Annotated in this window: 14 protein-coding genes; all 14 read left to right on the plus strand. The window is 37.9% G+C overall.

The features are described 5' to 3' along the window. The first annotated feature begins 20 nt into the window (after nt 1-20). The 14 genes from atpD (at nt 21) to DS891_RS14400 (ending at nt 11,461) form a co-directional block, all read left to right on the plus strand. Nucleotides 21-1,406 carry a F0F1 ATP synthase subunit beta gene (atpD, locus tag DS891_RS14335; protein ID WP_010604139.1) on the plus strand — a complete coding sequence of 462 codons (1,386 nt, stop codon included), beginning with the start codon at nt 21-23 and terminating at the stop codon, nt 1,404-1,406. 13 nt (nt 1,407-1,419) lie between these two features. Then, nucleotides 1,420-1,836 carry a F0F1 ATP synthase subunit epsilon gene (locus DS891_RS14340; RefSeq protein ID WP_010604138.1) on the plus strand — a complete coding sequence of 139 codons (417 nt, stop codon included), beginning with the start codon at nt 1,420-1,422 and terminating at the stop codon, nt 1,834-1,836. 700 nt (nt 1,837-2,536) lie between these two features. Then, a complete protein-coding gene (locus tag DS891_RS14345; protein ID WP_174170133.1) occupies nt 2,537-4,624 on the plus strand; it encodes a winged helix-turn-helix domain-containing protein in 2,088 nt (695 codons plus the stop codon). Between the two features lie 217 nt (nt 4,625-4,841). Continuing rightward, nucleotides 4,842-5,018 (plus strand): hypothetical protein, encoded by a 177-nt coding sequence (locus DS891_RS14350; protein WP_157782774.1) that lies wholly within the window; start codon nt 4,842-4,844, stop codon nt 5,016-5,018. 18 nt (nt 5,019-5,036) lie between these two features. Beyond that, nucleotides 5,037-5,549, plus strand: a complete 513-nt coding sequence (locus DS891_RS14355) for a hypothetical protein (RefSeq protein WP_157782773.1) — start codon at nt 5,037-5,039, stop codon at nt 5,547-5,549. A gap of 165 nt (nt 5,550-5,714) precedes the next feature. Beyond that, entirely contained in the window at nt 5,715-6,059 is a 345-nt protein-coding gene (locus DS891_RS14360; RefSeq protein WP_010604135.1) for a hypothetical protein, read from the plus strand. Next, entirely contained in the window at nt 6,059-7,303 is a 1,245-nt protein-coding gene (locus DS891_RS14365; RefSeq protein WP_174170134.1) for an HlyD family secretion protein, read from the plus strand. Before DS891_RS14360 ends, DS891_RS14365 begins: the two co-directional genes overlap by 1 nt. Beyond that, nucleotides 7,303-9,531, plus strand: a complete 2,229-nt coding sequence (locus DS891_RS14370) for a peptidase domain-containing ABC transporter (RefSeq protein WP_010604133.1) — start codon at nt 7,303-7,305, stop codon at nt 9,529-9,531. The genes DS891_RS14365 and DS891_RS14370 overlap by 1 nt, the downstream gene beginning before the upstream one ends. An 87-nt stretch (nt 9,532-9,618) precedes the next feature. After that, nucleotides 9,619-9,756, plus strand: a complete 138-nt coding sequence (locus DS891_RS14375) for a hypothetical protein (RefSeq protein WP_157782772.1) — start codon at nt 9,619-9,621, stop codon at nt 9,754-9,756. 609 nt (nt 9,757-10,365) lie between these two features. Further along, nucleotides 10,366-10,521 carry a class IIb bacteriocin, lactobin A/cerein 7B family gene (locus DS891_RS14380; protein WP_081489935.1) on the plus strand — a complete coding sequence of 52 codons (156 nt, stop codon included), beginning with the start codon at nt 10,366-10,368 and terminating at the stop codon, nt 10,519-10,521. Nucleotides 10,522-10,532: 11 nt separating this feature from the next. Then, the gene (locus DS891_RS14385; RefSeq protein WP_081489934.1) at nt 10,533-10,691 is read left to right on the plus strand and encodes a Blp family class II bacteriocin; all 159 of its coding nucleotides are present in this window, start codon (nt 10,533-10,535) and stop codon (nt 10,689-10,691) included. Nucleotides 10,692-10,742: 51 nt separating this feature from the next. Continuing rightward, nucleotides 10,743-10,886: a class IIb bacteriocin, lactobin A/cerein 7B family gene (locus DS891_RS14390; protein WP_081489933.1), complete on the plus strand. Its 144-nt coding sequence runs from the start codon at nt 10,743-10,745 to the stop codon at nt 10,884-10,886. A 15-nt stretch (nt 10,887-10,901) separates the two neighbouring features. Further along, a complete protein-coding gene (locus DS891_RS14395; protein ID WP_157782771.1) occupies nt 10,902-11,060 on the plus strand; it encodes a hypothetical protein in 159 nt (52 codons plus the stop codon). A gap of 56 nt (nt 11,061-11,116) precedes the next feature. Then, nucleotides 11,117-11,461, plus strand: a complete 345-nt coding sequence (locus tag DS891_RS14400; protein WP_010604131.1) for a hypothetical protein — start codon at nt 11,117-11,119, stop codon at nt 11,459-11,461. The last annotated feature ends 1,469 nt before the right edge of the window (nt 11,462-12,930 follow it).

A 12,930-nucleotide genomic window follows, 5' to 3' on the forward strand; every position in this document is an offset into this window, starting at 1 on the left:
GTTTAATAAGAGGAATAGACATGAGTTTAGGTAAGGTCGTCCAAATTATCGGCGCCGTTGTGGACATCGAGTTTCCACAAGACAACGTGCCAGCCGTATATGACGCACTAAAAGTTACAGAAGGCGACTTAGCTGGTTTGACACTAGAAGTGCAACAGCAGCTAGGTGGCGGTGTGGTACGTGGTATCGCACTAGGTAGTACTGACGGTCTACGTCGTGGTACTCCAGTACAAGGTACAGCTGAGCCAATTAAGGTTCCAGTTGGTACAGCAACACTTGGTCGTATCATGAACGTACTTGGTGACGCGATTGATGAAGCGGGTCCTATCGGTGAAGAAGAGCGTTGGTCTATTCACCGTGCAGCACCATCATACGAAGATCAGAGCAACTCTGTTGAACTTCTAGAGACTGGTATCAAGGTTATCGACCTTGTATGTCCATTCGCTAAAGGTGGTAAAGTTGGTCTATTCGGTGGTGCGGGTGTAGGTAAAACCGTAAACATGATGGAACTTATCCGTAACATCGCAATCGAGCACAGCGGTTACTCAGTATTCGCAGGTGTTGGTGAGCGTACTCGTGAGGGTAATGACTTCTACCATGAGATGAATGACTCAAACGTACTAGACAAAGTATCACTAGTATATGGTCAGATGAACGAGCCACCGGGTAACCGTCTACGTGTTGCACTAACTGGTCTAACAATGGCTGAGAAGTTCCGTGACGAAGGTCGTGACGTACTATTCTTCGTAGATAACATCTACCGTTATACACTAGCAGGTACTGAAGTATCAGCACTTCTAGGTCGTATGCCTTCAGCAGTAGGTTACCAGCCTACACTAGCTGAAGAAATGGGTGTTCTACAGGAGCGTATCGCATCAACTAAGACAGGTTCAATCACTTCAATCCAAGCGGTATACGTACCTGCGGATGACTTGACTGACCCATCTCCAGCAACCACGTTTGCTCACTTAGATGCGACAGTAGTACTTTCTCGTGATATCGCGTCTCTAGGTATCTACCCTGCGGTAGACCCTCTAGATTCAACTTCACGTCAGCTTGACCCACAAGTTATCGGTCAAGAGCACTACGACACTGCACGTGGCGTTCAAACAGTTTTACAGCGTTATAAAGAGCTGAAAGACATCATCGCAATTCTAGGTATGGACGAGCTATCTGACGAAGATAAGCAAGTTGTATCTCGTGCACGTAAGATCCAGCGTTTCCTATCTCAGCCGTTCTTCGTTGCTGAGGTATTTACAGGTGCACCTGGTAAATACGTATCTCTTAAAGACACAATCTCTGGCTTTAAGGGCATCCTAAACGGTGATTTCGATGATATGCCTGAGCAGGCATTCTACATGGTTGGCTCAATCGACGAAGCAGTTGATAAAGCTAAAAACATGTAATTAGGAGGTTGTTATGGCAATGACAGTACACCTTGATGTAGTAAGTGCAGAGCAGAGCTTGTTCTCTGGCGCTGTGACTACTATCCAAGTGACAGGTAGTGAAGGCGAGCTTGGTATTCATCCAGGCCACGCGCCACTACTGACTGGCCTAAAACCTGGTATGGTACGTTTGGTTAAAGCGGATAGCTCAGAAGAAGTTATCTACGTTGCAGGCGGTACGCTTGAAGTTCAACCACAAACAGTAACTGTTCTAGCGGACGTTGCTATTCGTGCGGAAGAGCTTGACGAGCAAGCTGCTGAAGAAGCTAAACGTGAAGCGCAAGCGCAAATGGCTTCTGGTACTAGCGGTGAGTTGGATTACCAACAAGCTGCAGTACAACTAGAAGAAGCCCTTGCTCAACTACGCGTTATTCGCCAGCTGCGCAAATAAGCAACCACCTATCTGGTTATTGGAAACCCACGCATCGCGTGGGTTTTTTTATGCGTACAGGTAAAGAGCTAAGGGCTTGCTATCTAGCTATTAGAGCCATTGCATTAAATTTTAGGGCGGATATACCATGCCATTTAAATCAATTAAATGGCTTAATTTTGCCTTGCGGTACGTAGATACTGAGGTAGTAGTCGGGTGTGAGAGCGGATCTGCTAAGTTATTTCTTCACACTATTTCTAGCTGACAACGTGTAAAGCTTTATAGACATTCCCATACTAGGAAGATTTGTTATGCATGCATCGATGCAAATAGGTATCGAGAGTTGTTCAAGCATTGAACAGCATCACTTGCTTCTTTTTATATAGAATGGGCTGTAACTTTCTGTTTTTATATTCTATTTTTTATTGGTACTCTGAACTTTGAAATATCCAGAAAAAATAACATTTTTTACATGATAAAAAAGAAATAATGGTTCGATATTGTCTTTTGTATTTGTAATGGGTATAAGTGAGCGTATTTCCTTGAACTTATTGTTTTTAACGTTAAGTTTTAGGTTAAATGTGGTTGGTAAAGTTATATTTTATGCTACTTTAATTGTTCGTATTTATTGAAAAATAACTTTGTTATCTTAGAATAGGTATTGTCTTCTCGATAATGGAAACTCGCAGGCTTCATGGATGAGGTAAAGCACGGAAAAGTGATGAAAGAAGTAAATTTCACTAGAACAGTCCAATTTGTTAAGTTTGCTCAATGGACTTTAGATCCCAAAAAGCAAACAATCACTGATGGTGACGAAAGTAGAGAATTAGAGCCACTGCTTTATAAGATTCTTTGCTATTTGTTACTTAACATCGATCAAATTATAACTAGACAAGACTTAATTGATGACGTTTGGTGTCAGCATTATGTTGATGATAACGCAATAAATAGAGCGATCTCTGAACTCAGAAAACTGCTAAAGTCAGAAAAGTTCAAAGGCGTTATTATTAAGACTCACTACCGTAAAGGTTATAGCTTAGCGGTAGATAGAGAAATTGTTCTTTTTGAAGATGGCGGCCAATCTAGTAATCCAGAAGTAACCCCACCACCCACTAAAAAATCTAAAAAAAATTACTCCACAATACTAATTGGCTTAATGCTTCTTGTTGTAGCAATCACGCTATCAATGCTTTATTTCCTCCCTGCTAAAAAAAATGAGAATCAAGGGCTCAGCGCTTTTAAAGAGCATTCATTTGATAGTTTTGAGGAGCGAGCTATCACTTGGCAAGAGGCATATTACAGTTATTTAATATTGCACCCTGACAGCAATTATTATGCTTATTTGTCGGAATCTGACACGAGTAAATCTATTGTTGTTCGTTCGATGAAACACGATGATGCAAAGAAATTTACTTTTCCTGACAGCAGTGTAGAGCCTTTAGGTTTTTCTACTTCTCTTTCGCACCTATTCTACAGAGAGAAAACTGCAGATGGTGCTTGTGCCATATGGCGTATTGATTATTTGAAGGAAACTGATGCGCAAAAAGTAATGGGATGTGATAAGCAAATTCGCAACCTATTAGAAGTTGATAATCGTTATCTACTCTACGACAAGCTAGGCTTTCGTGAAAAGAGCCATACTGCTGCACTTTATATTTTCGATAGAAAAAGAGAGCTTGAGTTTAGAATATCTTCTCCAAACGCAAGTTCATTTGGCGATCAATTACTGCATTATGACTCCAGTAACGGACGAGTGTATTTCAAACGGATGCAAAGTGAGTTTACAGAAGTTTTTTATACCGATGTTGAAGGCAGTAACCTAGTCCAGGTAGCAACCATTACAGGAGTCGTAAACAACTTTACGATTGTTGATAACCAGTTATATTGGTTTGATTTACTGTCCCAAAGTGTCAAAGCATTTGACATCGATCAGGGAGTTGAAGTTGAGAACATCAAAAATAACTCATCAGTCGAGTATAGGAATATTTGGCGTGTAGCAAAAGATAAATATTTGGCGCAACAAAAAGACTTTGAAGTGGTAACTACACTGTATTCAAAAGATCTTGTCAAGCAGCTGGATATTACAGGGGCCAGAGATGCCGCTGCATTGGAAAATATGGATCAATTTGTTGTTATTTCCAATGTTGATCATATTAATGAGCATTTACTTAGTTTTTTAGACAAGCAAGGCCGTGTTATTCGCCAAGTACAGTTAGATGAGTTTGCTTATCGGGTTAAGGTGAATAAAAGTAATTCATTGATTTATATAAGATTAGATAAAGATATCAAGGTGTTTGACCTCACTGGTAAGTTAGTCAATGAATTCTCATTTGATGAGAAAGTGGTTGAGATTGAAGCGTCTAATGATTCTCAGATAGCTGTAGTGGTACAAAAGGGCAAGATAAATAGAGCGCTTCTTATAGACAGTATGACTGGAAAGCAACGCCTACTGCCGATAAGAGATGTTCTTTGGTTTACCTGCTTTACAGAGTCAAAGTGTATTACGCAGAATTTTTTCAGAGAGGTACGGCTATACGATCTCGAAGAGGGAGCATTTACTGGGCAAAGCACCTACGTTGAACCATTTTTCCCCAACTTTACATTATTTGGAGCAGAGTTAATTTACTTTGACGGTAAAAAGCTAATGGAGTTTGACCCCGAAGCTTTATCGCAAAATGAACTAAAGTCCTACGATCCTAGTGAACAAGGAAATCTGTTAAATATGAGGCTAATCGATAATGATGGCAGTTATCTAACTTTTGCTATCACACGTAAGCAAAATGCAATCACGGTCTTTGAGACCAAATAAAAAAGCCCGAGAGCATGGCGGTGCCTCGGGCTGGTACATATGCGAGAAATGCAGATGTAATAAGGAAAACTTAGTCTAGGGGATCTAATTTATCCAGTCAAACTTATTGAGATACTTATCCTAATATTCAAATTAGCTTTCCTAAGGTTTTGCTAATAGCAAGTTTTTGATTTATCGCTATGCTAGACCTTGCTCTACAATAAAACGGAATAAAAAAATGAAACTTTCAATTAAAAAAAAGCAACTAAAGCAACTCACTAAATCACAAGCATCTAGCGTTAATGGTGCTGGTACTAATGAAATAGTAAAGGAGCTATTGACCTACAGCGTGATGTGTAATCAGGACAGCATGGCCTGTGGTATGGACGATAAAACCACAAAGCATTTTATGTAAACTAAAAGGGTCGCTCGATTGATGCGTGCTGTTTGGCTTTTAACCAATGTTATACTTATTAAAGAGTTAACTTTTATCCCTCAGCCAGTGGAATACATTTTGGCCGGAGGGGGAGTGAAGTCAATACGCAATCAAATTGAACAAGGACCCGTTCATAAGGAAGAGGTACTATTTGAGTACCTCTCGACTGATAGCCATTTTAAGCCTTTCTTTTCACACTCCAGCGGAATCATACAGTACGCGCTTAAAGATACGCCTCAACTCACTACTGGCAAGAGAATACTCAAGATCACACCCAATGCAAGTTACGGGTACATGATATTTGAACAGTCCAATACGTACCCTGACATCTCTGTAGATTATTTTATTTGTACAGATGATGAAAGTACTGGTTTTGCGGTTCAGTTTTATCACACTCGATCGAATATATTTTTTTGGAAATCAAGTGAAGATGAAATAAACATGCACTCAAGCTTAAGTGGAAAACCGGTTTATTTAGCGCTTGCACCATGTAATACGTCTGCCGACTAGCCTTCAAAACAACCCTAATATTATCAAATAATATCCATATCCTTTCATAATGCTTTGAGTCAACTTGTTGTTAGTTATGGTTATTTTTATTTTTTTGCTTGTTTGAAATGTAAGTGAACTATAGGCATTATCAAACCACTTTATTAGTTTGAATAGGCACTAAAAATGACGTTAGAAGAATACTTTAATAATTACTACGAACTAATATGTAATGGTGAGTTAGATAACTTAGCGCAATTTTATTGTAGTAACTCTCCACTTATTGAAGCAAATTATCAGCAGTTTTCTGGTATGAGACAGCAATTTAAGTTCAAACTTTCATTACAAGGTGTTGAGCTTATCTCAAAGCAACCTGACCTATTAATTGTGCGAGATAGCTTAAGGTTTGAAGCGACAATTGAAGGTAATGAAGTTGTTCAGGTATCAAGCAACGTTCACATGATGACGCGTGATAACGACGAATGGAGAATTTTTAACTCTGCAGCGTTGCCTGACAATAAGGTGGCATAATGTCTGACTTATTCAGAAAAGAAGCGTTATTACATCAAGGGCATAAACTAGATGGTGAAGTTACCCTCGCTACTCATATGTCATTCAACTGGATACTAGGTGTAATTGTACTTATCGTAGTTATAGGTTGCGCTTATTTATTCCTAGGAGAGTACCACAGAAAAGAAGTGGTTTCTGGTTACCTGAGACCAACTCAGGGGGTTAGTAAAATTTATCCGCTCGGCACAGGGGTAGTTGATAGAGTCCTGGTAGAAGAAGGTCAGTCTGTTAAGAAAGGTGAAGTGCTCGCAACGATCCGTATGGAGCGGGTACTGACTTCTGGTGCAGACATGAATGCCGCGATTGTCACTGAGTTGGAAAAGCAAAAGCAGCTATTGCAAGAAAATCTTGCGAATCAAATAAAATTGAGAGATATGAATCAGGATAAACTTGAGTCTCAGATCGCAAGTTTATCAATTCAGCTAGAAAAGGCTAAAAACCAGTTACGACTACTATCCGAGCGAGTAGCGCTTAGCGATGAGCGAGTCAAAAATGCAGAAGCACTTATCACAAAGGGGTTTGCCTCAGGTAATGACTTAAAGACTCAAAAAGACAACTTATTAGCAATTACTCAGCAGCAAGAAGAGCTGTTGTCGCGGCTATCCAGTCAAAGAGAACAGATGAGTCAACTTCAATATGAGCTAGCGCAGTTACCTATAGATCATCGAGAAAAACAAGTAAGCCTTCAGTCACAACTCGCAAGTATCAACCAACAAATCAGACAAGCACAAGGCCAGCAGAGCTACAATATACTGAGCCAAATGGATGGCAAAGTTAGCAATCTACTTGTTAAACCGGGGATGGTTGCAAATGGACAAACTCCCATAATGACTGTCTTGCCGCATAATGCGGAGTTGGAGGCTATTTTGTTTGTGCCAACGAGAGCTTATGGCTTTGTAAAACCCGAGCAGCTTACTCGGATCCGTTACCAAGCATTTCCATATCAGCGCTTTGGCATATATGAAGGGCATATTAATACAGTTTCTAAATCAATTTTATTACCTAATGAAGCAAATGCCCCTGTATCTTTGCGAGAACCGGTATATCAAGTAGTTGTAAGTCTTAAATCTCAGTCTGCTAATGCCTATGGCGCGACAGTTCCGCTCCAAGCTGGAATGTTACTAGAAGCCGACATTATGGTTGATAGTCGCTCATTATTTGAGTGGTTATTTGAACCAATTTACAGCATCAAAGGAGCGTTGTAATGGAAAATCCTATGCATTTATTGAGATTTAGTGGCAATAAGCGTCTACCTGTGATCTTGCAAACTGAAGCCGCTGAATGTGGTTTAGCTAGCTTAGCTATGGTAGCGGCATACCATGGTCATAAAACCGATCTTACTTCGCTTAGACGTGAACACGAAATATCACTCAAAGGAGCAAATTTAGAAGAGTTGATGCAGATTGCTGATAAGTTAAAGTTTAGCACAAGAGCACTACGGCTAGACTTAGAGCATCTACCTAAGCTCAAGACCCCCTGCATTTTACATTGGGATATGAACCACTTTGTGGTATTAAAAAAAGTTTCAAGTCGCGGAGTCGAAATACATGACCCTGGAGTTGGTTTACGAAAATATACATTAAGCGAGTTTTCTAAGCATTTTACTGGTGTTGCTTTAGAGCTAAATCCAACAGAGGAGTTTCGCTCTGAGGATACGAGAGTAAACTTGAAGTTATCTGACTTTTGGAGCAAGGTGACTGGGATGAAATCAACACTTGGTAAAGTGTTTATTTTATCGGTATTACTCCAGGCGTTCGCGATTGCAAGTCCTTACTATATGCAGTTAGTTGTCGACGAAGTTGTGCTCAGCTACGACAAGAACTTACTCGCGATATTGGCGATAGGCTTTGGCCTTCTTATGCTAATTGAAATGATAACTGGTGCCGTTCGGAGTGTTTTGCTATTACACTTTGGAAACTTGATGAGTATACAGCTTGGCTCCAACCTGTTTTATCATTTAATACGCTTACCTTTAAAGTACTTTGAAAAGCGCCATATTGGTGATGTGGTTTCGCGTTTTGGCTCATTACAACAAGTGAAAGACCTACTAACTCAGGGAGTAATTGAAGTTATCATCGATGGTATTATGGCAATTGCCACACTAGTGATGATTTTTATTTACAGCCCCAAATTGAGCTTCGTAGTGCTAGTTGCCATTGTGTTATATGCCATTTTCAGAATTGCAATGTACCGACCATTGAGGCAAATGTCGGAAGAAGTCATTGTGAATTCTGCAAAAGAGCAATCTAACTTCATGGAAACCATTCGCGGAATACAAACGATAAAGCTATTTGGTCGTGAAGTACAAAGACAAAGTGTTTGGCATAATAAATATGCGGATAGTCTGAACGCAGGTATACGCGTTGGACATTTAAATATCGGGTATGAAGCAGTAAATAAAGTTATTTTTGGCGTTGAAAACGTACTGGTTATCTATTTTGCTGCTTTATTAGTGATGGATGGCGACCTAACGGTAGGGATGTTATTTGCCTTTATGGCATATAAAAGACAGTTCGTAGAAAAAATGGCAGGTCTTGTTGAGAAAGCCATTGAATTTAAAATGCTGAACCTGCACTTCAATCGCTTAGGTGATATTACACTCACGGATAAAGAACAAGATATTGAGCGAAAAATATCAGGCTCTCCATTAACGGGAAAGATTGAGCTACAAAATATTGCCTATAAATATAACCAAAAAGACGCACCTATTTTTAAATCACTTAATTTGCAAATTGAAGCTGGTGAATCTGTTGCAATAATAGGCCCTTCTGGTTGTGGTAAAACAACGCTCGCAAAAATTATGCTTGGACTTTTTGAGCCTGATGATGGAAAGGTATTGGTTGATAATCAAGATATTCGTCAATTAGGTTTAGGTAGCTATCGCTCTCAAATAGCCGGAGTTATGCAAGATGATCAGCTACTATCTGGATCAATAGCCGATAACATCTCATTTTTTGATCCGCAGTTAGATATGAAGCAAGTAGAGTGGGCTGCTCAGGTTGCAGCTATAGATAAAGATATTGCTAATATGACTATGGGTTATAACACGCTGGTTGGTGACATGGGAGCTGCACTATCTGGTGGTCAAATTCAGCGCCTACTATTAGCTCGTGCGTTATATCGCAAACCTAAAATTTTATTTATGGATGAGGCTACGAGTAATCTTGATACCAAGCTTGAATATGCAGTTAATACTGCAGTTAAGTCTTTAGATATAACTCGTATCATTATCGCTCACCGCCCTGAAACCATAGCCAGTGCTGATCGTGTGATCGAGCTTCGATATGGTGAAGCTGTTGAGGTGGATAAGGATATTTATGAGGCTAGGAAAATGCCTATGGGTGAATCAACACAAGCACCTGTGTGTAAGTTAAATATTGAAAATGAGCCTTATACAGATACTTCTGCTGGTGGAGAATTTGTTCTGAGCTAGTAAACGATTTCGAGTAATCACTCTCACTCGGGAGCTTGAGGTAATAAGGAAAATAAAATGAACAAAACTAATCAAAAGGTACGAGAAATGATTGAATTAACATATCAATTAGAAAAAATTTATGGCGGCAGTACTTCCCTGCCTACAACAGCGCCAAGGTATCAAGGGCCGTTTTATCCTTCAGACCCATGCTTAGGGCCTATCGATATCACGACTTATTTTTAAGATGAAACTAAAAACCCCTTTTATGGGGTTTTATTTACTATTGATGAACTTTTGGAGTTTGAAATGTTGATAGTGGTATCAGCGATTATGTATGTTTTAGTTGTGTCATATTTTAATTGGGAGGTTTCTTTTTTTAGTGATGATTTTAATTTCTGGTTGTTGTTTTTAGATGTTTCTCTTTATTCGTTTTGTTATGCTGTTTCTTTTTTTGTTTTGAAGTTTTTTTAATAAAAAACATTTGGGTTGACTGTTTTATAAGTTGTTAAGTTTTTAATGGTTGTGATTTTATTTTGCTATTAGACTTACAGTGTCTTTGTTGTCTTTTGGTTTTTTCTTAATATTTACAATAATAAAATTATGGTTCTTATGTTTTTTTTGTGTTTTTTAATGATTTTATTTGTTAAGTAGAGATGTTAAAGGTTATGTATTTATTATGTTTCTACTTCTTGTTGTTTTATAAGGTTTTATTTTTTTCTATATGTTTGACAGTTGTTTTGTTTTGAATTAAATTTTGTTTCAGGGTGAGTTTTTAATTTTCCCTTATATATAAATGCTACCTAGGATTTATGGTGGTGAGGTAATTTGATTTTTAATAAATGCGAGAAAAAAATGAAAGAAATTAATAAATGTGAAATTCAGGAAGTTAATGGAGGGGTTGTACCTCTGTTTTTTGCCGTTGCTGTTTATGGTGAGGTTGCAGCTTTTTCTGCGATTGTTTCAGGAATTGCTACCTATAATGCTGTTAGAAGTGGATTCAAAAAATAAGGAATAATAAAATGAATACATTGTCAATGGAACAAGTTAAACATGTTAATGGTGGATTTGCATTCTTATTTATTCCAGTCGCTTTGACTTGGGGTAATGTAGCAACGGCTGCAGCTGTTGGTGCTGCCGGTGGTGCAATTACTGGTGGATTATTAGCTATTTATTCTTAAAATATATTGAATATGGTTTTTAGCTAAATTTAAATTTTTATGGATGTTAAAATGAAAGAAATAAAAAAATATCAAATTCAAGAAGTAAATGGTGGCGCTGTACCTTTGTTCTTTGCCATTGCTGTTTATGGTGAAGTCGCAGCTTTTTCTGCGATTATATCTGGTATTGCAACTTATAATGCAATTAAAAATTAAAAAAGGAGTAATTGAATGAATACATTATCAATGGGTCAAGTACAGCAAGTTAATGGTGGATTTGCATTTCTATTTATCCCCGTTGCATTAACTTGGGGGAATGTGGCGACGGCAGCTGCAATTGGTACCGCAGGTGGTGCAATTACTGGTGGATTATTAGCTATTTATTCATAAAATAGAATGGGGAAGAACTTCTTCCCCTTTATTTTTATCTTTTTGAGAGAGAAAAAATGAGTATTAAAGTATCAATTTTTGTAATCAATAGTATTTTTTTTGTTTTCTTTGTTGCAATGATACAAAGTGTCATGGTTGGTGTTCATCAACCTAAATTTGGTGATTTAGTGTTCTTTTTGCCTGGTGTATTATTAAGTTTGGTTTGTTTTCATGGCTTAATTCATAGAAAAAAGAGTGGTGATTATTCATTTCTTTCCTTGGTTTTATATAGTGTTTTTGTTTTCTTGAGTAAAAGGGTTGATGAAGTAGGTAGCCTTCAAGCTGTTGATTATTATATAGCCTTATCTGGTTTAGTTATTTTTTATTTTGTTTTTAAAGGGTTGAAGGATGAGGGGAGTTGAATTGTTTTATACTATCCAGTTTTAAATGGTTTAAAACTAATCGTTGTACTCGGTAGATACTGATGCAGTTAGCTTACTCCAAGATAGGTTATAAATTAGCCTAGTCTTAGTTAAGTTTTTTATGTTAGTTGTAGAGGGGTTGTTGAAGAGGTGAGATGGGGTCCTTCGAAAAATCATTTCGTTTGGCTAGAGCAAGGGTCAAATGTCTAATAAAATTCATGAGTTAAATGGTAGTGTTTTTTGTGTAAGTTCGGATGTAATTATTATATAAATAATTGGATTTTTAGTAAGTAATGTTAATTGTTTTTATTTTCAATAATTTTATAAGTTTTTACTTTGATTATGGTTTTGTAATTGAGTTTTTGTCGGGTATTATTTAACGCTAAAGTTTGTTGTGAATTAAACAGTGTAACTTCCCAAGTAATATTTTTTATTTTAATGGTTGTATTAAATTTCAATGTCGGTTTTCATATTTTCAATTATGAAAAAACCTAAGTGGTCGTTCCTGAATGTTGACGATTTAATGCTTAGGTTTGCCGAACCAAATAAATCCAGAATTAGTATTATCTTTATCCAAAATTTTGTTATTGCATAGCGCTTCGCACAGCTAATAACTGATAAAAAAGGCATAAAAAAGCCGCTATTGGGCTAAAATTTTACGGCAGTTTTGGCCTACGCCTGCAGCACTTTGTTAAGCCTATCACCGAGCTTTCCTTTTGAGCGGTTAAGAGCCAGGTTACCACCCGTGTTTTGTGTGTTCGATGATTGGCTCTACCGCATTGCGCCGCTTGAGCTTCTTCTTAATGCTCGGAGTCATTCGGTGTTTTCGTCAGACAGTATGTGAATTTGTTTTATTCAGGTATTCGAGGCCCGTGAGCAGGCGGACAGGCTTCGCGCCAGCGCCTTTATCGCCATAGCGCTGTTTAAATCCGCTCTCTAAGCACTGCTAATCAATGAGCTTTGCTAGTTTCACCAGCTCATGATGCGATGAAACGATATCAAGAAGCTTGAATTAAAACGGGTGTTTTTGTGGTGTCATTTTTACACTCAAATTACGATGTTTTGGTTGCGTGATTCAAAAAATCTGTAATTTGAGAGTAGTAAGAACATTTAGATCTTCAAGTAATTCAATTGGTTTAAGGATGAACATAATAAAACTTTCATGATCTCGTCTTGGTATAATCTCGCAGTGAGGTCGTATGGGTACATTATCAGTCCAACAAGTTTGAAAATTATAAATGGAAAGTGCGTAGTTGGAATTGATCATTATAAAGTTAGTGGTTCACCCTTCTTCGTCATTTATTTTTGATATAGATACTTTTAGGATATAGATAGAAACAACCATGCAAAAAATAAAAAATGCAGGAAACTTATCCATTATAGACAAATAAAATAATGAGACCATGATGTAAATTATCCATTCTGCGATCTTAAAATGCACAATGCGGTTCATAAATATTGAATTTATA

Source organism: Pseudoalteromonas sp. JC28, from assembly GCF_013319255.1.
Lineage (GTDB): Bacteria > Pseudomonadota > Gammaproteobacteria > Enterobacterales > Alteromonadaceae > Pseudoalteromonas.